The following is a 23,847-nucleotide window of genomic DNA, read 5'->3' as shown; positions in this document are numbered from 1 at the left end:
CCTGGGAGGGGGAACCGTCGGCGCCGGATCCGGCCTGCTCCAGGGCGACGATGTCGTCGTAGCCGGCCTGTGTCAGGGCGCGTGTCCACGCGTCGGCGGACAGCAGCGGTCCGTCGGGTCGCAGGCCGGTGTCGTGCTGCCGCCAGAAATCAGGCAGGAGTCCGGAGAGCAGGGCTGTCGTGGAGGGGTCGTGGGTCTCGGTGGCAAGGAGGTGCCCGCTGTCCGCGAGGAGCCGGGCGAGGTGGCCGAGGGTGTGGTCGAGGTCATCGGCGGTGTGCAGCGCGTGGTCGGCGACCACGATGTCGAACCCCGCCTCGGGCAGCCCCTGCGCCACGGGGTCCTGGTCGAGGTCCAGGGTGCGGTAGTCGACGAAGTCATAGGTACCAAAGCGCCGTCGGGCTCGCGGGAGGCAGGCGTCGGAGAGGCCGGTGTACAGGTAGTGCGTGCGCTCGGGTGGCAGGACGGGCAGGAGGAGTGCGGTGGTCCCGCCGCTTCCTGCACCGACCTCCAGGACCCGCAAGGGCCGGTCGGCGGGCCAGGCACGGACGAGGGCCGCCAGGGCGGTACGGGCCGCTCGGGCGCCGAACCAGAACATGCCGCCTTCCGCGTAGAGCTCCTCCAGCAGGGACCGGTTGGTCTCGGCGAGCAGCACATCAGCCGGATCGCGGGTGCCGCGCAGCACTTCGGGCAGCTGCCTGCCGCAGGTGCCGAGGAGGGTGAGTTCCACGGCGAGACCCGGATGGCGTCGGGTGAGTTCCTGAAATCTTGCCTGTGGTGCCGGGGCCCGTAGCAGCCGCCATCGGCGAGCGTCCCCGCACCCCTCCACCGTGGCGAGCCCGTGGCCTCGCGCCGCCTCCAGCAGCACCCCGAGCAGTTTCGTGTACGAGGGCAGCACACCCGCGCCGATCAGGTCCGCCACGGTGAAGGGTGCCGCCGAGGCAGCGGGCGCCATGCCGGCCAGGGCGGCCGCGCCGAAGTGGGCTGTCAGTTCCCGTGCCGCACCCATGACCTGGCCGCGGTCTGCCAGGTGCGCGGCCGAACGCAGCTTGTGCAGGGCCGGTTCGCACTCGCGGGCGACAGCGGTGGGATGGGGCAGGGGGCTGGGGCCGAGGTCCTGGCCGGGGCGGGGAGCGGCGCGCAGGACGGTGAGGTGGTGGAGCGCACCCGTCGTCCGGGGCCTGCCGACCCGCCGCAGCCGCACCCCTTCGAGCAGGAGGCATACCCGGCCGTCGGGGTCCAGGACGGCCAGGTCCAGCAGCGACTCCCGTCCGGAGCGGGCCCGCAGACGCGCGTGGAAGTGTCCGGTGCCGGGCAGTGACTGCCAGGCGCGCACCCGGTCGATGGACGCGGGGAGGTGCGGCACGCCCTGAGCGGTCAGGTCCTCCAGCAGGACGAGACCCGTCTGGACGGCCCCGTCCAGCAGGGCCGGGTGAGCCTCGTAGTCGGCGAGCCCGGTCCTGGTGGTGTAGTGCGCCAGGCACTGAGCGCGGCCGACCAGAAGATCTTCGCTCAGCACCAGGAAGTCCGGCCCGTAGCGGACACCCACGCGCTCGATACCGCGGTGGAAGTCCTGCGCGGCCACCCGCCCATTCAGCCCGGCCGCTGCCCGGTCGACGTCGAGGTGCTCGGGCCGGGGCCCGAGCAGCCTCCTGACCCGCCCTCGGGCGTGCTCCTGCCATGCCTCGGTGCCCTCGCCGCGGCTGGCGATCCGGACCAGGCCGTCCTCCGCCGACAGCGTGGTCTGGAGGTGGACCTCCCGGTCGTCGTCGAAGGGCAGCACCAGTGCGTGCGGGATCGTCAGGTCAGTGATCTCCACCGTGCTGTTTCCCACCCTGCGACCGGCGGCCAGCGCCATCTCCACGAACCCCGTGGCGGGCATGAGCACGGCATCAGCAATCCGGTGGCCTGCCAGCCAGGGCACGCGGACCGGGTCGAACACGCCATGCCAGGTGGGTTCGGCCACCGCCGCGCGTTCGCCGAGCAGAGGGTGGTCGACGGTGCCGTCGCCGCAGCGGCGCACCCAGGACCCGGGGCCACCGTTCCAGTGGCGCTCGCGCTCCCAGGGATACGCGGGCAGCCCCATCACGCGGCCGGGCCGGGGGAAGAAGACGTCCATGTCTGCCTGGGCGTTCGCAGCCAGCAGATGGCCCATCGCGGCACGGATCGCGGTCGGCCCGGGAACGTCCCGGTTCAGGGTGGGCACGACGGTGACCGGAGCGGAGCGCCGCTCACCGGATGCCAGCCGCCGCAGATAGCCGCTGAGTACCGGATGCGGTCCGACCTCGACGAAGATGTCGCAGTCCCGTTCGCGGCGCCGGCCGACGGCGCCGGCGAACAGAACGGGGTGACGCAGGTTGCGCCACCAGTACACGGCGTCCATTTCCCGCCCGGTCAGCACCGTCCCGGTGGTGGCCGACGCGTACGGCGTATGGGCCCGCTGCGGCTTCAGCCCGGCCAGCTCCTCCAGCAGGTCCTCCTTCAGACCGTCCATGGCGTGGCTGTGGAAGGCGTACTCCAGGCCCAGGTCCTGGAAGTGGACGCCGTGCTGCCGCAGGCTTCGGCCCAGCGTGGCAAGGGCGGCCCGGTCTCCGCTGACGGTCACATCCCGGGCGGTGTTCACCCCGGCGATCTCCAGCCGCCCCGCATACGGCTCCAGCAGCGACCGGGCCCTTTCCTCGGCCACGCCGACCGCCGCCATACCCCAGTCACCTGCCGTGGTCGCCTGTGACCGGGAGCGTGCCACCACCACCCGGGCCGCCGCGTCCAGTTCGAGTACGCCGGCGGCCCAGGCGGCCGCCATCTCGCCGCAGCTGTGCCCGGCCACCGCGGCCGGCCGCACGCCGTGCGCCCCCAGCGTCGCGGCCACGCCCACCTGTACGGCGAACAGCAGCGGCTGGGCGACATCGGTGGTCTGCGGCCGCCGAGATCCGGCGTCAGCAGCCAGTTCGTCCCGTACCGACCAGCCCAGCAGCGGGCGCAGCGCGTCGTCCGCGTCGGCCACCGCCGCCCGGAAGACGGGATCCGCCGCCAGCAGGTCCGCCCCCATCCCGGGCCACTGCGACCCATTGCCGGAGAAGACCAGCGCGACCCTCCCCCGCTCGGCGGCGACTACCGGCCCACCCGCTGCCTGCTGCTCTCCATCGGCCAGCCGGTGCAGGAGGGGTGACGCCTCGGCCGGACTGTCGGCCAGCACGGCCGCCCGGTGCTCGTGGTGGCCGCGTCGGCGGCAGGCGGTGTACGCCACGTCGTAGTAGTCCCGTGCCCCGCAGCCGGCCAGCCGCTCGGCCATCCGGCGGGCCGCGGTGGCCACCGCCCCGGGGGTACGGGCCGAGACGACGACGGGCAGCGGTCCCGCAACGCTAGGAGAAGCGGTGGGCCGGGCCTGTTCGGGGCCCGGGGCCAGGACGACGTGGGCGTTCGCACCGCCGAAGCCGAAGGAGTTCACACCGGCCACCGAGCGTCCGGCGGGTGGCACTTCCAGCGGACGGGCCTCGGTAACCGGCATGAGTCCCAGCTCATCGAAGTCGATCTGTGGGTTGAGCGGCAGCGCGTGGAGGTTCGCGGGCACCTGCCCGTGCCGGAGTACCAGCATCGCCTTGAACATCCCCGCCATGCCGGAGGCCGGTTCCAGGTGGCCCAGTTGGCTCTTGACCGAGCCCACGGGGAGCAACCGGCCGGATGCCCGCCGGGTGCCGAGGGCCTGCCCGACCGCGCGGCACTCGGTGGGATCCCCGGTCGGCGTCCCTGTTCCGTGCATCTCCAGGTAGGCCACTTCGTCGGCCTCGACGCCCGCCTCTTCGTACACCGTGCGCAGGAGCGCCTCCTGGGCCTGCGGACTGGGCTGAGCCAGTCCCGGCGTGCGCCCGTCGGTGTTGACGGCGCTGCCGAGGATGACCGCGTGGACGCGGTCGCCGTCGGTCAGTGCACGGGACAGCGGCTTGAGGATCACCAGCCCCCCCGCCCTCGGCCCGTACTAGCCGTCGGCCGCCGCGGAGAACGTATGGCAATACCCGGTGGGGGACGGCATGGACGCCTTGGCGAACCCGAGGAACTCGAAGGGGCTCAGCAGCAGATGCACACCGCCTGCCAGCGCCACCGCGCAGCGCCCCGTGCGCACCGCCTCGCAGGCGTGGTGCACCAGGGCGGAGGAGCAGGCGGTGTCGACCGCGAGGCTCGGTCCGTGGAGGTCCAGGAAGTACGAGACCCGGTTGGCGACGTTCGACGTGGCGCCGCCCGTCATCGTGTAGGCGTCGGTCGTCCGCTCCTCCAGTCCCTGCATCACTCCGTAGGACGGGCTGGAGACGCCCGCGTACACCGCCGTGTCGGAGCCGGCGAGGGATGCCGCCGCGATGCCCGCGTCGTCCAGGGCTTCGACCGCCATCTCCAGGAAGAGCCGCTGCTGCGGGTCCATGCCCCCGGCCTCGCGCGGAGATACCGAAGTACCCGGCGTCGAAGCCGTGGACGTCGTCGAGGAAGCCTCCCTTGACGGTATAGGTCTTCCCCGAGCGCCAGGGGGCTTCGGCGTCGAGCCAGCGGGCCGGGTCGAACCGCTCCGCCGGCACCTCGCCCACCAGATCCCGCCCCTCGACGAGCGCGGACCACAGCCCGTCCAGCGTGGTGATCCCGCCCGGTAGCCGACAGGGGCTCCCGGCCCCGAACCGTCCGGAGAGCACGCGCTCAGCACGCGCGGACTCCGCAGCCGGACTGCCGTAGCCCCCGATGGACAGGCGGTCGACCACACCCCAACCGAGGACACCACAGCACACAAGAAGAACGGCCCTCGCCGCGATCACCGCGCGACGATGACGCTGAATCCATGCGCTGTACCACCTGCCGAGAACTCCGGGACCCGGTCCGCCGCCCCATCGCCGCATACCGTCACACCTCGCCGCACCTCGCCACCGAACGGGTTCCGCCCCCAGCCCCCAGCGCCGAGAGGCCGTCGGTACTCTCCAGACTTTCCAGATCCCCAAGCCATGTTGCCGACTGCCCGAGGGCGCATTGCGCAAGAGATGGGCGTGCGTCACCCCCTGGCCGGCTTATCCGGCGAGGGCTTCCTCGGGGGGAGCGGATGCCGTGTCCGGGCCGGGCGCGGTGCGCCGGGTGCGGGTCAGGTACCGGACGAGGGCCGCGCCGAGCAGGGCGAGGGCGCCTGCGGTGAGGGCGAGGGTGTTGTGGCCGGCGGCGAAGGCCGCGTGCAGGGTGTGTTCCAGGCCGGGGCGTTGGCCGGCCGGTGCGTGTGTCACGAGCGTGTCGGCGCCGCCGCCGGTCAGGGTCTGGGCCGTCCCGCTCGCGTCGGCCACCTTGCCGTGCAGGGAGCCGGTCGTGGCGGAGACGGCCAGGGTGCCGAACACGGCGACGCCGAGGGCGTAGCCGAGCTGTTCGCAGGTGCTGTACGTGCCGCTGGCCATGCCCGCGCGCTCGGCGGGGACCGAGCCGAGGGCGAGCGAGGCCGCGACCTGGAAGACCAGGCCCATGCCGATCCCGCTTAGGATCAGGCCGCCAATCAGGGCCGGCCAGCCGGAGGCGGGGGTGAGGAACCCTTCGGCACCGACGCCCAGCCCGGACAGGACGAGGCCGAGTGTGGCACCCAGGCGCGGGGAGGGCTTGGGCATCAGTCTGCCGCTGGCCACCGCCACCAGGCCCGCGGCCACGGCGTGGGGGATGAGGACCAGGCCGGAGCCGATCGGGCTCAGATGCTGGACGGACTGCAGCCATAGAGAGGTGTAGGGCAGGATCCCGTACACCGCGCCCTCGCCGATGGCGATGGTGAGCATGGCCGCGGTGAACGCCGGGCGGCGGAACAGCGTCAGGTCCAACAGCGGATGCCTACCGCGCCGCTGCACCGGCACGAACACCGCGAGCGCGAGCACCGCGACGCCCAGCGGCACCAGCGTATGGGGGGACGTCCAGCCCTGGGCGTGTGCCTCGGTCACGGCGTAGACGAAACCGCCCGCACCGAGGGCGAACAGCACCAGGCCCGGCACGTCCAGCCGCCGCGAGGCATCCCGCCTCGGCGTGGAGCGGGGGATATGACGGAAGGTCAGGGCCAGTGCGAGGACGGTGAGAGGCACGTTGACGTAGAAGATCCACCGCCAGTCGAGGGCCTGGATGAGCAGGCCGCCCAGGACCGGAGCGAGCGCGGAGGCGCTGGCGGCGACCGCCGCCCAGGCCCCGAAGGCCGGCGCCAGGCGGCGCCCCGAGTACAGGGTGCCGATCAGCGACAGGGTGGTGGTGAACATCGCCGCCGCGCCCAGTCCCTGCACGATGCGGGCGACGATCAGCCAGCCCATGCCGGGCGAGAGCGCGCAGGCAACCGAGGCCAGGGCGAAGACGACCAGCCCACCCGCGTACATCCGCCGCCGGCCGTGCAGGTCGGCGAGCATTCCGGCGCCCAGCAGCGCCGCGGCCACCGCGAGCGCGTAGCCGTCGGCCGCCCATTGCAGCTGCGACAGCGACGCCCCCAGCGACCGAGACATCGACGGCAGCGCGACCAGCACGATGGTCACGTCGATCAGCAGCATGAACGTGCCCAGACAGATGGCGACCAAGGGTCCCCAGATACGCATGACGAGAACAGCTTTCGTAAGAGGGCCATCAGGAAGAAGGACCCGACCACCTTCAGCGCCCCCAGCCCACGACCCCAAGCCATACCCTGGAAAGCGGGAAGAACCCGCACCAAGCCAGGGAGCACGAGTGGAATCCCACACTCTCGACCGCATCGATGAGCAATTTCTGCGGATCCTCCAGCGGGACCCCAGGGCCCCGTTCGCCCGCATCGGCGAGCAGCTCGGGGTGTCGGAGACCACCGCCACCCGCCGCTACCAGCGCCTGCGCACCCTCGGCCTGCGCATCAGCGGGCAGCCCGTCCCCTCCCGCATCGGCCTGACCCGCTGGCTGCTGCGCCTGCACACCCAGCCGCACGCCGCCGCCACCATCGCGCAGGCCCTGGCGCGCAAACCGGACGCGACCTGGGTGTGCATCGCCTCGGGCGGCACCGAGATCTACTGCGCCCTCAACACCCGCACCCGCCATGAGCGGGACATCCTGCTGCTGGAGAAGCTGCCCCGCACCACACAGGTGACCGCGGTGAGCGCCCACTGCCTCCTGCACATCTTCACCGGCGCCGCCAGCACCTGGTACGCCACTCGCTGCGACGACTCCGTCACGCCCGACCGGATCGTCGCGGACCCCGACGTCGTCACCGAACCACTGTCCCTGGACGCCACCGACCAGGCGCTGTTGTCCGAGCTCGCCGCCGACGGACGGATGTCGGTGACCGGCCTCGCCGCCGCCACCGGACGGTCGACCTCCACCGTCCAGCGCCGCCTCGACCGCCTGTGTCGCGAGGGCGCGATCGGCTTCGCCGTCGACTTCGACCACGCACTCCTCGGCTACGACCTGAACGTCCACCTGTGGCTACGCGTAGCCCCCGCCCATCTACGCGTTGTCGGCAAGGCCTTGGCCACTCACCCCGAGGCCGGCTTCGCCGCCGCCACCACCGGCCCCTCCAACCTCATGGCCAGCTGCCTCTTCCGCTCCCCGCACGACCTGTACCGGTACCTGGACGAAAAGCTCGGCCCCCTGCCCATCGACGCCATCGAAACCGCACCCGTCCTGCGCGACGTCAAACGCCTCACCGCCACTTGACCACGGCCACCAGTACGGGACCACGGGACCACGTGACCCCACGGATGCGGGCACCTGATAGTCCGGACCGCCGGCACAGACGTTCAGGTACTTCCCGAACTCGCTCTCATCCGGGTACGGCACCGCGAAGGAAGCCGGCGTCAAGTTGATAGCTGAACAGATGTGTTGCGTGATCAGATACTTGACCTGCTCCTTCCACATCTGACGGGTGTACTCGTCCTGGACTACCGCAGGCAGGAGCGAAGCTGTGCACCACAGCCTGTAACGCTGTGGAGGAGGCGCACTGCCCGGACTGCGGAAGCAGAATGCGTCGAGTCCACGACCGCTACGGGTGGCGGATTGCCGATCTCGCCGTGGGCGGTCGACCAGTGACGATGGCCCTGACCGTGCGCCGGTGCCGCTGCGTGCGGGCCCTGCCCGCCGACCCACCGGACCAGAGCCCGCGGGTGTTGGGGGTGGACGACTTCGCCCTCACGTGCGGTCACGTCTACGGCACCGTGTTGACTGACATCGAAACCGGCCGACCGTCGACGTACTCTCCGACCGGACCGCCAAGACCTTCACCGCCTGGCTCCAACAGCACCAGGGCCGAGGTCGTCTGCTGAGACCGGGCCAGTGCCCACGCCGAGGCGGTGCGGGGGCTGCTGGCGGCGGGAGCCGACCCTGATGCCGTCGACGGGACCGCTCACGCAGCTCCTGGGCATCCTCCTTCGGGATCCCCAGGCTGATCATCTGCTCGTAGCGCACACCTCTGCTAAACGCAGGTTTCTTGCGTTGACCCCACGGTGCACAAGAACGTCACCAACGCAAGTTTCCTGGGATAGGGCGGATGGGTGCGGAGGGGAGGCAACGCGACACCCATGCCACAGTCCCAAGCACCCCAAGCAGCCAGCCCACGGACAAGGGCCGAAAGAAGGAGGTCCGGCCGCGGGCGCAGTCCTCACGCCTCCCTGTATTCGACAGGCCGGAAGGGGGTCACTCGGGCAATGGGGAACGGAGGCCGTACTGCTGTGCCATGGAAGGCAGAGCCCCCCGCCGGCACCAGGCGTTCGAGTTGCCTGCCGACGGGCGAGCGGTACAGTGGGGGTGAATAAGGACGCGCGAAAGACCTTGGTCCGGTATGGGTTAGGCCGGACGACGTGATCGCGTTCTCCCCGTGCCCGCGTCACCGCGGGCCCGCCTGGTGCGTCCCTCTCGAACCATTGTTGGTCCGGAAGGGACTTTATTGTGTCTGGAATCGCATTTTCCGGCAGCGAGCTGTCACTGTCCGACGAAGCCGTGCTCGTGATCGGCGCCGGCCTTGGCGGGCTGTGCCTGGCCCAAGGGCTGCGCAAGGCCGGCATTCCGTGCGCCGTCTTCGAGCGGGACTCCTCGCCGGAGTTCCGCCGCCAGGGCTACCGGCTGCACATCGACTCCCGTGGTGACGGAGCTCTGCGCGCCGTGCTCCCACCGCATCTGCACGAGCTGTTCCGCGCCACGTCGGGCCGTCCGCGGCCCGCGGCGGCGATCTACGACGACCAGCTCACCTCCCAGATGGACGTCGCCGAACCCGACCCGGTGAACCTCAACATCAACCGGTTCACGCTGCGGCAGATCCTGCTGGAAGGGTTCGACAACGTTCACTTCGGCAAGGAGTTCGTCGGCTACGAGCAGCAACACGGCTCGGTGCTCGCGCACTTCGCGGACGGCTCGACAGCCCGTGGCCGGATCCTCGTGGGTGCCGACGGCGTCAACTCGGCGGTGCGCCGCCAGTACTTGCCGCACGCGCGGATCATCGACACCGGTCTGCGCCAGCTCTACGGCAAGATCCCGCTCACACCGCAGACCAGGGAGCTGTTCGACCCCGAGATGCACGCGGTGTTCTGCATGTTCGGCGCACCCGACAAGACGGTGCTGGGGATCGCGCCGGTCGACTACCCCGAGCCGGTGGCCGAGGCGTGCGCGCGACTGGCGCCCACGCTGCGGCTGCGTGACCGCGAGCCCTACATGACCAACGCCCTGTTCACGCGTAAGGAGTTCCTGCCGCACTCCGACGCGGAGCTGCGGGGGCTGTCCGGGCCGGCGCTCGGGGAGCTGGTCCTGGACCGGATCAAGGGCTGGCACCCGCGCATCCGGGCGATGGTTCACAGCTGGGTCCCCGAAGCGACCTTCCCCGTGGTGATCCGCACCAGCGTGCCGATCGGCCCGTGGGAGGCAACGAACGTCACGCTGCTCGGGGACGCGATCCACGCGATGAGCCCGGCCGCCGCGGCGGGGGCGAACACCGCCATGAAGGACGGCGCCGAGCTCGCCGCGGCACTGGGCAGCGGGGAGGCGGACGCGATTGGCGCGTACGAGCACGAGATGCGGGACTACGGGTTCGCCGCGGTGCGAACGTCGGCGCAGATGGGCCACCAGTACTTCGGCCAGGATCCTCTGCCCACCGACGCGGCATGAGCACACCGTGGCCCTTCGCGGTGGCATCGCTGATCAGGCCGCTGCCGCGTTGGGCCACGCAGGCGCCGGGAGCGGCCGGGGGTGTGGTGAGGCGGTACATGGAGGTGGACAAGCCTTCGCGGCGGGACGCACCGGCCTGGTGATCCTTGCGTGACATCGCCGCCCGCCTCGTCCTCACCACCGGCATGAAGATGGGTCCGCCGCGGGAAGCGGACGGCCCGGATCAACCGCTGCTGGCGGCGCAGCTCCGGTCGGGGCGCTGCATCTGGAGCAGGTCCAGCAGGAACTGCGTGTAGGTCAGCTGTCGTGGCGGGCGGTGGTGGCCGGTTGGATGAGCCGGCCGCCGTCATCGCCGCGGTGCCGCACCACGGGGAAGGTCGCCCCAGCCGGCCCGGTCGCCGGCCAGCCGCGCCGCGAGGCCAGCGGAATCTCACCGAACGGGCGGGCGTGAGGTCAGCCGGCGGAACAGCTCGCGAAGGAGCGGGCGTTCACGGATGGTTCGGCCCGGCTTGTCGGAGAGGCATGGATATCGCTTCCCGGAGGCGCGCTTGCCACTACTGGGTTGCGTCGGCAGCGCCCGCGGTGTCCAGCGCCACTCCCACTCGCTGGTCGACGAGGGCTTGAAAGGCGCTCGGGTCGCCGATGATTTCCTCGGCACGGTCCCGCTGCTGGTACATGGTGTAGTACCGGGCTCCGATAGCGTCGGGGTCGGCCTCGCCACCACCAGCGACGATGCTGGCGGCGATGGTGACCGTGCCGACATAGATCCCTTCTGGCCCGAGCTCGGTGTGCAGAGCATGCGCCCAGTTCCGCAGGCCGGCCATGGCCATGCCGACGTTGGCCAGGAAGGGAGCCGGGATGGTCGAGGAGACGCCGGTGGCCAGGAGCAGGGTGCCATCGTGTCGGGCACGCATCTCCGGCAGCACATGCTGCACGGCGGCCACGGCCCCCAGTGCATGCAGCTCAAACTGTGCAGTGGCCGAGGCGACCGAGGTCTGGGCGGCCTGTGTGATCGGCCCGGTCGGGCTGGGGCTGAACTCCAGGACGTCGATCGGCCCAAGCGCGTTCTCAGCCGCAGTGAGAGCCGCGGCGAGGCCCCGTGGTCTCGGATATCGGCGGGGAAGGCAGAGGCAGTGATGCCCTCCCCGGCCAACTCGTCAACCAGGACATCCAGCTTCGCTTTGGCGCGCGAGATCAGCCCGACCCGGAAGCCGTGACGGCCGAACGCACGGGCCACCCCCATCCCCAGTCCTGGACCCGCACCGACAACAACCAGTGTCTTCGCCATCGAAAATCCTCCCCGGATTGGCGAACCCGACGAAGAGCGGCAGCTCGAACGCGACGGTCTGCTGACCCGCACCGTCTATGCCAGTGTTCCTCCCCGTGTGGAATACACCCTGACCGAACTCGGCTTGACACTGCTGGACGCCGCCACAGCCCTGGGCGACTGGGCTGCCACCCACCGAAAGGAAGTCGGAGACAATCGGCTTCGCTACGACGATACTCATCCGTTACAGAAGCGGCCCTGACCCGACGGGAACCCGTCATCGAGCCAACACGAGGACGGCCTGAGGAAGAGGTATGACGACTTCGGCCACTGCTGCTGCACCTGCACCTCCGCCCGACCTCGACCAGGAAGGCAGACGATGACCGGCACAGCCGCCCCCAAGAACTACGCACCCCGGTGGAACAACGACACCCGCCCGACCCCGCCCGCCGTCGGTGGCGAAAGGGAGACCCTGAGCACCGTCCTGGACTGGCACCGGGCAACCTTCGAGCTCAAGTGCGCCGGCCTGCCCCCGGAGCGGCTGTCGGAACGGGCGGTGCCGCCGTCCGGCCTGTCCCTGCACGGCATGGTGCGGCATCTGGCCGGCGTCGAACGCTGGTGGTTCCGCATCCAGTTCGCCGGCGAGAACGTTCCGATGCTCTACTACTCCGACGATGACCCCGACCAGGACTTCGACGGCCTGGACGGTGACGTGGACGAAGCCTTCGCCGTCTGGCGGGCGGAGTGCGAGCACTCCAGGCAGATCACGGCCGCTGCCGCATCGCTGGATGAAACAGGGATCCGCAAGAGGACCGGCGAGCCGATCTCACTGCGAAGGATCATGGTGGACATGATCGCCGAGTACGCACGGCACAACGGCCATGCCGATCTCCTGCGTGAATGCATCGACGGCTCCACCGGGATGTGACCCGGCAAGGGCAAGCCCTCCACCTGTGGGACTTGACGAGCACCCCGGCCTGCCGGCACCACACCGCGGTGCGGCATCGGCGCGGCGCCGTACGTAACGACTGTGCGCCCACGCACTCAGCGTGCCGCACCCAGTGCACCCGGCAGGTGGACGCGATCTCGTACGGGCGGAGGTCGCCACGACAGGACCAGAGACGTCGATCGACAGGGGAAGGCTGGGCAGGTTCAGTCATCCGCTCGTCCACGCCGGCCTCGGGTCGTGCCCGCGCGACATGCCTCCCGCCGCCCCCCCCCGAAGGATCAGCGTCGGCACAGTCACGGCTTCCCCGGGTGATACGGATGGACGACCGGCTGAGTTCTGAACTCAATGGGGCTCTAGGGAAATTCGGGATTCACCGGTCATACAGTCGTCCTTGATTGCCGAAAGAGTCGAGGTGGTGACCATGCACGACCAGAGCCCGCTGCGAGCCGAGACGTGGCCAATGCCTCGGACCTGCCCGTTCTCCCCGCCGCCGGACTACGTCGGCCTGCGCGAGCACCCCGGCCTGCCCAGGCTGACGGGCCCGAGCGGACGCACCGTGTTCGTTGCCGCACGCCATGAAGACGTCCGCGCGGTGCTCGGCGACGCCCGGTTCAGCTCCGACCGCTCGCACCCGGACTTCCCGTGGATGCGCGTCGGCGAGACCGTGTTCCCCGGCTTCAGGCCCTCGCTGGTCGAGATGGACCCACCCGAGCACGGCCCCGCCCGTCGTGCGGTCGCCGGCGAGCTCGCCCGCCGCGTGCGAGACCTGCGCCCCAAGGTTCAGCACATCGTCGACGGTCTGCTCGACGATGTGCTGGCCGGCGCCGTGCCCGCCGACCTGGTGTCCGCGCTGGCCGTGCCGATGTCCGGTCTGGTGCTGTGTGAGCTGCTCGGCATCCCGGCCAGTGACCGGCAGGAGTTCACCGCCAACACCACGGTGCTGACGGCCCACGACGCCGCTGACGCGGATCGCGCCGAGTCCTTCCGCTCTCTGATCGCGTATTTCGACGCGCTGTGCGCCACCAAGATGACCGAGCGGCCCGAGGACCTGCTGGGCGGGCTGGCGGGCCACCAGCTGTTCAGCGGTGGCGAGGGCCGCTGGGCCATGGTCGAACTGTGCATGCTCCTGGTCGTCGCGGGCCTGGAGACCACCGCCACGACGACCGCACTCGGGGTCCTGGCTCTCCTCGAGCACCCCGACCAGCTCGCCCTCCTCACCGCCGACCCGGGCCTGACCCCGGCGGCGGTGGAGGAACTGATGAGGTTCTTCTCCGTCGCCGAGCTGTCCCTGATTCGCCGCGCCACGGCGGACGTCGAGATCGGCGGCACTCTGGTACGGGCGGGTGAGGGCGTCGCCGCCCTGGCTGCCGCCGCCAACCGCGACCCCGCGGTCTTCGCCGACCCGGACACGTTCGATGTCACCAGGGACAATCGCAGGCACCTGGCCTTCGGCTGGGGACCGCACCAGTGCCTCGGCAAGAATCTGGCGCGGCTGGAGCTGCGCATCGTCCTCGACACTCTGTTCCGGCGCATCCCCACTCTCCGCCTCGCCACGCCACGCGACGAACTGCGCTACGTCAACGGCTCCGCGTTCTCGGTATCGGCACTCCCGGTCACTTGGTGACGGAGGACTGAGGACGGAAGAGGGGGACGGCGGCGGAAAGCGTCGGCCGTCGGCCATGCGTTTACCGAGTTGCGGGAGAGGCAGTTCATTTCGTGCCGGTCGGATTTGGGCAGGGGTTTGGACCGCACCGCTACGCGTCACGGTCGTGGCGGATATGCGTCACGGTCGCGGCAGAAATGCTTGACAGCAGGTCGAAGTTTCTAGGGAAAGCCCCAGATATTGGCCGGTGGAAGGTGTTGTGTGGAATGAGTCTGGGCGCTAACCATGGTGATGCACCTCGATTTATCGGCGTTTGGTTAGCTGGTCGCGAATTCGGTGAGTGATTCTGCGTCCGTGGTAGCCGACATAGTCCAAACTGCTCTGGGAGGGCGCCGGATGCCGGGCGAACCGATTGCGATTGTGGGAATGGCGTGCCGCTATCCGGGCGGAATAGCCGACCCGGAAGGGCTCTGGCAGGTGGCCAGGGGCGGGATCGACGCGATCGGCGACTTACCGGACGACCGGGGCTGGGATCTGGAGGCCCTCTACGATCCCGACCCGGACCGGGCCGGCACCTCCTATGTCCGGCACGGCGGCTTCCTCTACGACGCCGGCGATTTCGACGCCGAGTTCTTCGGGCTCTCCGCCCGCGAGGCGTTGACCACCGATCCGCAGCAGCGCCTCCTGCTCACGACGGCGTGGGAGGCCCTGGAGCACGCGGCCATCGACCCCACCTCGCTGCGGGGCAGCCGCACGGCCGTGTTCGCCGGTTCGATGATGCACGACTACGCGCCCCGGGTGCATACCGTCCCGGACGGGCTGGAGGGGTACCTGATCACCGGGAACACCTCCAGCGTGGTGTCCGGCCGAGTGGCCTACGTGCTCGGCCTCACCGGCCCCGCGGTCACGGTGGACACCGGCTGCTCCTCGTCGTTGGTGACCACTCATCTCGCGGTGCAGTCGCTGCGTCTCGGCGAGTGTGACCTGGCCCTGTCCGGCGGGGTGACGGTGATGGCGACCCCGGAGATGTTCGTGGAGTTCTCGCGGCTGCGGGGCCTCGCCCCGGACGGACGGTGCAAGCCGTTCTCCGTGACGGCGGACGGTACGGCCTGGTCCGAGGGCGTCGGAGTGCTGGTGCTGGAACGGCTCTCCGACGCCCTGCGCCGGGGGCACACCGTGCACGCGCTGGTGCGCGGCACCGCGGTCAACTCGGACGGGGCCTCCAACGGGCTCTCCGCACCCAGCGGGCCGGCTCAGGAACGGGTGCTGCGGGCGGCGTTGGCCGATGCCGGACTGTCCGAGGCGGACGTCGACGCGGTGGAGGCGCACGGCACGGGCACCACGCTCGGCGACCCGATCGAGGCCCGGGCGCTGCTGGCGGTGCACGGCCCGCAGCGGGCGCGCTCGCTGCGGGTGGGGTCGGTCAAGTCGAACATCGGGCACACGCAGGCCGCTGCCGGGGTGGCGGGCATCCTGAAGATGGTGCACGCCATGCGCGACGGCGTGCTGCCGCGCATCCTGCACCTGACCGAGCCCAGCCCGCACGTGGACTGGGAGTCCGGCAGGGTCACCCCGCTCGCGGAGGACACGCCGTGGCCGGAGACCGGACTCCCGCGCCGGGCCGGGGTGTCCTCGTTCGGCATCAGCGGCACCAATGCCCATGTGATCCTGGAACAGGCGCCGGAACCCGCGCCCGCCACGGCACCGCGACCGGCGTCCGCAGTGCCGCTGCTGCTGTCCGCACGGTCGGCGGAGGCGCTGCGGGAGCAGGCCGGCCGGCTGGCCGAGCGGCTCCGCCCGGACCGGGTCGGCCTGCTGGACGCCGGATTCACGCTGGCGACCGGCCGGGCCGGGTTCGAGCACCGGGCCGCCGTCCTCGGCCGGGACCGGGACTCGTTGGTGCACGGACTGGACGCGCTCGCCGAGGGCGGTTCGGCACCGGGCACGGTCGTCGGGTCACCCTGCCGGGACACCAGCCCGGTGCTGTTGTTCCCCGGCCAGGGCACGCAGTGGACCGGGATGGCCACGGAACTGCTGGAGTCCAGCCCGGTCTTCGCCGGGCACATGGCGGACTGTCAGGACGCCATGGCGCCGTACGTGGACTGGAACCTGGGCGACGTGCTCACCGACGCGGACGCGCTGCTCCGGGTGGACGCGGTGCAGCCCGCGCTGTGGGCGGTCATGGTGTCGCTGGCCGGACTCTGGCGGGCACACGGGGTGCGGCCGGCCGCGGTGGTGGGCCACTCCCAGGGCGAGATCGCGGCCGCGACCGTGGCCGGCGCGCTGTCCCTGGACGACGGGGCGCGGATCGTCACGCTGCGCAGCCGGGCATTGCGGGCGCTCTCCGGTACGGGCCGGATGCTGTCGGTGGGGCTGCCGAGAGCGGCGGTCGAGGAGTCGATGGCCCGCTGGGGCGAGGATCTCTCGGTGGCCGCGGTCAACGGGCCGCGCGCGACGGTGGTTTCGGGCGCCGTCCGGGCGGTCGAAGAGTTCGCCGCCGCACTGGTCGCCGAGGACCAACGGGCGAGACTGCTGCCGGTGGACTACGCCTCGCATTCGGCGCAGGTCGAACTGCTCCGTGCGGAGCTGCGCGAACTGCTGGCGCCGGTGACTCCGATGGCGGCCGAGGTTCCCTTCCACTCGACCGTGACCGGCGGTCCGGTGGATACCACCGGGCTGGACGCGGACTACTGGTACCGCAATCTGCGCGCCACGGTCGAGTTCGAGGCGACGGTGCGCGGGCTGGTCGCCGCCGGGCACACCACGTTCCTGGAGGCGAGCCCGCATCCGGTGCTCGCCGGCGGCGTGCGGCAGATCCTCAGGGACCACCAGAGGGACCACCAGGAGGACCACGACGGGGGCGGCGTGGTGCTGGAGACCCTGAATCGGGACGACGGTGGTGCCGACCGCTTCCTGCTGGCGGTGGCCGAGGCGGCCGTGCGCGGTGTGGACGTGCACTGGAACGGGCTGTTCGACGACGCCCGGAGGGTGGAGCTGCCGACCTACCCGTTCCGCCGGCAGCGGTACTGGATGCTGCCCAGCGCCGCCTCCGGGCCCGCCGCCGGGCATCCGATGCTGGACTCGGTGGTCCAGCTCGCCGGCGGTGGCCTGGTCGCCACCTGTCGGCTCTCCCTCACCCGGCACCCCTGGCTGGCCGAGCACGAGGTGCGCGGCACCGTGCTGCTGCCCGGGGCCGCGTTCGTCGAACTGGCGCTGCACGCGGGTGAGCGGGCGGGGCTGCCGCTGCTGGACGAGCTGGTGCTGGAGAGCCCGCTGGTGCTGCCCGAGCGGGGCGAGACCGAGTTGCAGATCGCGATCGGCGAGACGGATCCGGGCACGCTGGCGATGTACGCCCGGTCCGCGCCGGACGCGCCGTGGACCCGGTACGCGACGGGGACGCTCCGGGCCGCGGGGTCCGGCGGCGGCGCGACCCTGACGGAGTGGCCGCCGGCCGGTGCCGAGGAGATCGACCTCGACGGCGCGTACGCACAGCTCGACGAGCGAGGTTACGAGTACGGGCCGGCCTTCCAGGGGTTGCGGCGGGCCTGGCGGCGCGGTGCGGAGCGCTGGGCCGAGGTCGAGCTGCCGGTCGATCCCGGGCGGTTCGGCCTGCACCCGGCCCTGCTCGACGCCGCGTTGCACCCGCTGCTGCTGGATGCGGGGGACGCGCCGGTGAGGTTGCCGTTCTCCTGGAGCGGAGTCGCACTCCATGCGGTCGGGGCCACCGCATTGCGGGCGCGGCTGACGCCGCAGGGCAACGACTCGTTCGCGGTGGCGCTCGCCGACGCGGCGGGGGAAGCGGTGGCCACGATCGGCGCGCTCGCGCTCCGGCCCGTGGGCCCGGTGCGGCCGGGGACGGCGGGCGTGGACCGGGCGCTGCACCGGCTGGACTGGGTGCCGGTCGCGCGGCAGCCCACCCCGGCGATCGTGGACGCGCCGATCGTGGACGTGGCCGGGCCCGAGGAAGCACTGGCGCGGGTCCGCGAGTTCTTGGGCACCGACGACAAGAAGGCGGACGACGAGAAGGCGACGGACGGGCCCCTGATCGTGCGGACCCGCGGTGCGGTCGCGATCGCCCCGGAGGACGACCAGGACCCCGACGCCGCGGCGGTCTGGGGCCTGGTCCGCACGGCACGCACCGAACATCCCGGCCGGTTCGTGCTGGTCGACCTGGACCGCCCTGGCGACCCCGAGGACGCCGACGCCGCCCTGGAGTTGGCGTGGGGCACCGGTGAGCCGGAGATCGCCGTCCGGGGCGGGCAGGCATTCGCGCCGCGGCTGGCCCGGGTGACGCGGACGGGGGACCGGCCCGCCCTCGCCGGAGGCACGGTGTTGATCACCGGCGGGACCGGCGTACTCGGCCGGGAGCTGGCCCGGCACCTGGTCACCGAACACGGGGTGCGGCACCTGGTGTTGGCGGGGCGGCGGGGCGGCGAGGCGGCGCTCGAGTCCGGTCTCGAGGACCTGACCGGCACTGCCGAGATCACGGTCGTGGCATGCGACGTCGCCGACCGGACCGCCCTCGCCGAGCTGCTGGCGGCGATCCCCGCGCACGCCCCGCTGACCGCGGTGATCCACGCCGCCGGGGTGCTGGACGACGGCACAGTGCGCTCCCTCACCGCCGATCGGCTCGACGCGGTGCTGCGACCGAAAGTCGAGGGCGCGCGCAACCTGCACGAACTGACCGAACACCTCGACCTGGCCGCGTTCGTGCTGTTCTCCTCCGTAGCAGGTGTCCTCGGCACGCCGGGGCAGGCGAACTACGCGGCCGCCAACGCGTGGCTGGACGGACTGGCGCAGCACCGCCGCTCGCGGGGACTGCCCGCTTCGTCGATGGCGTGGGGACTTTGGGCGCAGGACACCGGCATGACCGGGCGGCTGGGCGACACCGACCGGGCCCGGCTGCGGCGCACCGGGCTCGTGCCGATGTCTCGCGAACACGGGCTCGCACTGTTCGACGCGGCGCTGGGCACCGACCTGGCATGCACCGTGCCCGCCCGTTTCGACCTGGCCAACGTGCGTGCGGCAGGCCCGGAGCGGGCTCCGGTGTGGGCCGGGCTGCTCGGCGTCCGGCGGAGCGCGGCCCGGCCGGCCGCCGTGGCCGCGGCGCCCGTGTTCGTCTCCGGTGGCGAGCGGTCGGTGCTCGATCTCGTGCTGGCCACGGTGGGCTCCGTGCTCGGCGTGGAGCGCCGGGTGGACCCGGCGCGGGCGTTCCGCGACATCGGCTTCGACTCGCTGTCCGGGGTGGAGCTGCGCAACCGGCTCAGCGCCGCGACCGGGGTGCGGCTCCCGGCGACCGCGGTGTTCGACCACCCCACCCCCGCGGCCCTGGCCGGGTACCTGTCCGGGCAGCTCCCCGGCGCGGTACCCGGCGGCCGGACACCGGTCGCCGGGCCCGGCCCGTACGACATGGACGACCCGGTGGTGCTGGTCGGTGCGAGCTGCCGCTTTCCCGGCGGGGTGTCCACCATGGACGAGCTGTGGGAGCTGCTGGCCGACGGGCGGGACGCGATCACCGAGTTCCCGGCGGACCGCGGCTGGAACCTGGACGAGGTCTACCACCCGGAGCCGGGCCGTGGCGGGCGCAGCTACGTGCGGCACGGCGGCTTCCTGGACGGGATCGCCGAGTTCGACAACGGCTTCTTCGGCGTCGCCCCGGCCGAGGCGGTCTCGATGGACCCGCAGCAGCGCATCCTGCTGGAACTGGCCTGGCACGCGCTGGAAGACGCCGGGATCGACCCGACCGCGTTGCGGGGCACCCGCACCGGTGTCTACCTCGGGCTGATGGGCAACGACTATGCGCGCCGCGCGCACCGGACGCCCGAGGACCTCACCGGCGACGTGTCGATCGGCAACGCGGGCAGCGTCGCGTCGGGGCGGCTGGCCTACACGTTCGGCTTCCACGGCCCGGCGGTCACGGTGGACACGGCGTGTTCCTCCGCGCTGGTGGCGATGCATCAGGCAGCGCAGGCGCTGCGGGCCGGTGAGTGCACGGTCGCGCTGGCGGGTGGCATCACGGTGCTCACCACGCCGACGTTGTTCGTGGAGTTCTCCCAGGTGGGGGTGCTCGCCCCGGATGGCCGGTGCAAACCGTTCGACGCGGCCGCGGAGGGCACCGCGTGGAGCGAGGGCGCCGGCCTGCTGGTGATGGAGCGGCTCTCCACCGCGCGCGAACGGGGCCACCGGGTGCTCGCCGTGCTGCGCGGCTCGGCACTCAACTCCGACGGCGCGTCCAACGGGCTGACCGCGCCGAACGGATCGGCCCAACAGCGGGTGATCCGGGACGCGTTGTCCGTCGCGGGCCTGGCGCCCGGCGAGGTGGACGCGGTGGAGGCGCACGGCACCGGCACCCCGCTCGGCGACCCGATCGAGGCCACCGCGCTGCTGGCGACCTACGGGCAGGACCGGGCGCGGCCCGTGCTGGTCGGGTCCGCGAAGTCCAACCTCGGGCACACCCAGGCCGCGGCGGGCCTGGCGGGTGTGCTCAAGATGGTGCTGGCCATGCGGCACGGCCAGTTGCCCCCGACCCTGCACTTGAATGTCCCGAGCCCGCACGTGAACTGGGACGACGGCGCGGTGCGGTTGCTGGACGAGCCGATGGACTGGCCGCGCGTGGACCGTCCGCGCCGGGCGGCGGTGTCCTCGTTCAGCCTCAGCGGCACCAACGCGCACGTGATCCTGGAGGAACCCGAACCCGAACCCGTGCCCGAACCGGAGCCGGCGACCGCCGCGGCTCCGCCGCTGATCCCGTGGGTGCTCTCCGCGGCCACCCCGGAGGCGCTGCCCGCGCAGGCCGAGGCCCTGCTCCGCCGACTGGCCGACGAGGACCGGAACGGCTCGCCGTCCGCGCTGGACGTGGCGTACTCGCTGGCCACCACGCGGGCCCGGCTGCGTGCCCGCACCGTCGTGCTCGGCACGAACACCGGCGAGCTGACCGCCGCGCTGCGAGCCGGGACCGGCAGTACCGGAGTGGTGGCCGACGGCGCGACCGCGTTCCTGTTCCCCGGCCAGGGCGTGCAGTACGCGGGCCTGGCCACGTCGCTCCGGGACCGGGTACCGGTGTTCGCGGCGGCCCTCCAGGAGATCGCCGCCGAGCTGGACCCGCTGCTGGACCGGCCGCTCGCCGAGATCCTCCGGGACGGGCCCGGTGAACGCACCGACCATGCGCAGGCCGCGGTGTTCGCGGTCCAGGTGGCGGTGTTCCGGCTGCTCACCACGATGGGGGTGCGGCCGGACGCGGTGGCCGGGCACTCGGTCGGCGAACTCGCCGCAGCGCACGCCGCGGGCGTGTTCTCGCTGGCCGACGCCTGCGCACTGGTGGCCGCGCGCGGGCGGCTGATGCGCGAACTCGGTGGCGAGGGCGCGATGGTGGCGGTCCAGGTACCGGAAGCCGACGTGCCGGAACTGCTCCGCGGCCGTGAGGACCGGGTGGCCCTGGCCGCGGTGAACGGGCCCGCCTCGGTGGTGCTCGCCGGGGACGCGGACGCGGTGCGGGAGATCTCGCAGCGGGTGGCCCACGTGCACCGCCTGGCGGTGCGGCACGCGTTTCACTCCCACCACATGGACCCGGTCCTGGACCCCTTCCGGGAGGTGCTGGCCGGACTGGACTTCCGGACACCGGTGATTCCGGTCGTGTCCTCGGTGACCGGCGCACGGGTCACCGAAGAGCTGTGTGACCCGGAGTACTGGGTCCGGCATGCGCGGGAACCGGTGCGCTTCCACGACTGCCTGCGCGCTCTGGACGCGGCGGGCACCAGCACCTACCTGGAGCTGGGACCGGGCGCGACGCTCAGCGCGCTCGGCCAGGAGGCGCTGGGCGGGGACGGTTTCCTGCCGGTGCTCCAGCAGGACACCGACGAGGTGCACGGCCTGCTGACGGCGTTGGCGACCGCGCACACCCGGGGGACCGACGTGGACTGGGCGGCCTGGTGCGCGGGCGGGCGGGCGGTGCCACTGCCCGGCTACGCGTTCACCCGGCAGCGGTTCTGGCTGCCCGACGACGACGGGGCCCCCGCCGACCCTCTGCTGCACGGCGTCGAGTGGCTGCCGCTGCCCGTCCCCGGCCCGGTCGCCGACGCGCCGGGGCCGTGGCTGGTGGTGGCCCCGCCGGGCGCGGACTGGGACCGGCTCACCGAGGACGTGGCGGGCGTGCTGGGCGAAGGGACCCGCACCGTGCGCGGCGACGCCGTCGACGGCGAGCACTGGGACCGGCTGCTGCCCGACCTGCCGGGCGGCGGCATCGTGTCTCTCCTGGCGATGGCCGAGGGCCCGGACACGCCGCGGGTGCCGACCGGCCTGGCCGCCACCCTGGCGCTGCTGCGGGCGCTGCTGTCCCGAGGCGCGGATACCCCCCTGTGGTCGATCACCAGCGGCGCCGTGCGGGCCGACACCGCGGACACCGTGCCGCATCCGGAGCAGGCCGCCGTGTGCGGGCTGGTCCGGGTCGCGGGCATGGAAGCGCCCCGGCTGCACGGCGGCCTGGTGGACCTGCCGCTGCGACCGGCCGTGGGGGACCTGGCCGCGCTGCCCGCCGCGCTGGCCGCCGGAGACGAGATCGCGATCCGGGACGGGCTGCTGTACGCCAGGCGGCTGGTCCCGGTGCCCCGCACCGAACCCGCCACGACGGAGCCGCTCGGCACCGTGCTGATCACCGGGGGGCTGGGCGGCATCGGCGCGCACGTCGCCCGCCGGCTGGCGGCCCGGGGCGCGGACCGCCTGCTGCTCGTGGGCCGCCGGGGCGTGGACACCCCTGGCGCGACGGAACTGCGCGCCGAACTCACCGCGCTGGGTACCGAGGTCGACATCGCCGGCTGCGATGTGGCGGACCGCGAGGCGCTGGCCGGGCTGCTCGCCGGGCGGTCGCTCACCGGTGTGGTGCACGCCGCCGGGGTGCTCGACGACGGGGTGCTGGAGGCGCTGTCCGAGGACCGGCTGGCGCGGGTGTTCGCGGCGAAGGCGGACGGCGCGCGGTTCCTGCACGAGCTGACCGCCGGCCATCCGCTGCGCTTCTTCGTGCTGTGCTCCTCGCTGGCCGGCACCGCGGGCTCGCCGGGGCAGGGCAACTACGCCGCGGCCAACGCCGTCGTGGAAGCGCTGGCAGCCCATCGACAGGCCGGCGGCCTGCCCGCGACGAGCCTGGCCTGGGGCCCCTGGCTGGACACCGGGATGACGACGTCCTGGCCCGCCGGCTCGCGGTCGGACAGCGGCGCCACGCCGATGCCCGCCGACCGGGCGCTGGACGCGCTGGAGCGGGCACTGTCCGGCGGTGCGGCGCAGTACGTGGCCGGTGCCGTGGACTGGCCGCGGTTCGCCGCCGCACGGCCGGGGCGCCTGTGCTCCGGACTGCCGGGTGTGGGCGCGGACACCGGGCCCGATCCCGCGAGCGCGCTGCGGGAACGGCTGGCGGCCACCGCGCCGCAGCAGCGGTCATCGGTACTGCTGGAGCTGGTCACCGCCCGGGTCGCCGTCGTCTCGGGCCGGCCGGCCGGAGACCTGGACGCGCACCGGCCGTTCCAGGAGCTGGGCCTGGACTCGCTGGCCGGGGTCCGGCTGCGCAACCTGCTCGGCGCGGACACCGGAGTCCCGCTGGCGGCCTCCGCGGTCTACGACCATCCCACCGCCGCCGCGCTGGCCCGGTACCTCGGCGACGCGCTCGGTGTCGACGAGGGCGACCCGGCCGAGCGGGTCGTGCTGGACCGCCTGAGGGAGCTGGAGGAAGCCCTGCTCCGGTGGCGTCCGTCCGTGCCCGTCCCCGAGGTGATCACTACGACACTGCGGCGACTGCTGCGCAGCCAGGAAGACGGCACCGCCGATGAACGGGCCGCGGTGCCCGACCTGAGCGGCGCCACGGACGACGAGATCTTCACGCTGATCGACGGAGTGCTCGACGACGCGCAATCGGACACCGGTCGCACTGCCGGCCGTGCCACGGAGAGGAGCTAG

The 23,847-nt window shown here is 72.4% G+C and carries 7 protein-coding genes and 4 pseudogenes; 7 read left to right on the top strand and 4 right to left on the bottom strand.

Annotation, left to right across the window (positions count from 1 at the left end):
- Positions 1–64 precede the first annotated feature (64 nt).
- The 3 genes and pseudogenes from AZE13_RS38425 to AZE13_RS27285 all read right to left on the bottom strand — a co-directional run.
- Positions 65–3,949, bottom strand: a pseudogene (locus AZE13_RS38425) (acyltransferase domain-containing protein); the annotation flags it as partial.
- A 24-nt stretch (positions 3,950–3,973) separates the two neighbouring features.
- A pseudogene (locus AZE13_RS38420) lies at positions 3,974–4,874 on the bottom strand (beta-ketoacyl synthase N-terminal-like domain-containing protein).
- 165 nt (positions 4,875–5,039) lie between these two features.
- Positions 5,040–6,569 carry an MFS transporter gene (locus AZE13_RS27285; RefSeq protein ID WP_066937579.1) on the bottom strand — a complete coding sequence of 510 codons (1,530 nt, stop codon included), beginning with the start codon at positions 6,567–6,569 and terminating at the stop codon, positions 5,040–5,042.
- A 127-nt stretch (positions 6,570–6,696) separates the two neighbouring features.
- Between AZE13_RS27285 and AZE13_RS27280 the strand changes: the two genes are divergently transcribed.
- The 3 genes from AZE13_RS27280 to AZE13_RS27275 all read left to right on the top strand — a co-directional run bounded on the left by AZE13_RS27280 (position 6,697) and on the right by AZE13_RS27275 (position 10,086).
- On the top strand, positions 6,697–7,650 hold the full coding sequence (locus AZE13_RS27280) for an Lrp/AsnC family transcriptional regulator (protein WP_066937576.1): 954 nt from the start codon (positions 6,697–6,699) through the stop codon (positions 7,648–7,650).
- A gap of 269 nt (positions 7,651–7,919) precedes the next feature.
- Positions 7,920–8,255: a transposase family protein gene (locus AZE13_RS39325; RefSeq protein WP_220127606.1), complete on the top strand. Its 336-nt coding sequence runs from the start codon at positions 7,920–7,922 to the stop codon at positions 8,253–8,255.
- A 622-nt stretch (positions 8,256–8,877) separates the two neighbouring features.
- A complete protein-coding gene (locus tag AZE13_RS27275; RefSeq protein ID WP_309302231.1) occupies positions 8,878–10,086 on the top strand; it encodes an FAD-dependent oxidoreductase in 1,209 nt (402 codons plus the stop codon).
- Between the two features lie 554 nt (positions 10,087–10,640).
- On the opposite strand, the pseudogene AZE13_RS27270 reads toward AZE13_RS27275, so the two are convergent.
- Positions 10,641–11,329 (bottom strand): annotated as a pseudogene (locus AZE13_RS27270) (SDR family NAD(P)-dependent oxidoreductase).
- Here AZE13_RS27270 and AZE13_RS34465 point away from each other — a divergent pair.
- The 4 genes and pseudogenes from AZE13_RS34465 to AZE13_RS27255 form a co-directional block, all read left to right on the top strand.
- Entirely contained in the window at positions 11,328–11,615 is a 288-nt protein-coding gene (locus AZE13_RS34465) for a winged helix-turn-helix transcriptional regulator (RefSeq protein ID WP_079124414.1), read from the top strand. The pseudogene AZE13_RS27270 and the gene AZE13_RS34465 overlap by 2 nt on opposite strands.
- A gap of 117 nt (positions 11,616–11,732) precedes the next feature.
- Complete coding sequence (locus AZE13_RS27265) at positions 11,733–12,281, top strand: DinB family protein (protein ID WP_066937573.1); 549 nt, start codon at positions 11,733–11,735, stop codon at positions 12,279–12,281.
- A 442-nt stretch (positions 12,282–12,723) separates the two neighbouring features.
- Complete coding sequence (locus AZE13_RS27260) at positions 12,724–13,926, top strand: cytochrome P450 (protein WP_066937571.1); 1,203 nt, start codon at positions 12,724–12,726, stop codon at positions 13,924–13,926.
- A gap of 384 nt (positions 13,927–14,310) precedes the next feature.
- A pseudogene (locus tag AZE13_RS27255) lies at positions 14,311–23,847 on the top strand (SDR family NAD(P)-dependent oxidoreductase); the annotation flags it as partial.

It is taken from the genome of Streptomyces sp. NBRC 110611 (assembly GCF_001590865.1).
Classification (GTDB): domain Bacteria; phylum Actinomycetota; class Actinomycetes; order Streptomycetales; family Streptomycetaceae; genus Streptomyces.
The sequence above is the reverse complement of the archived record's forward strand: the minus strand, read 5'-3'. Positions and strand labels throughout refer to the sequence as shown.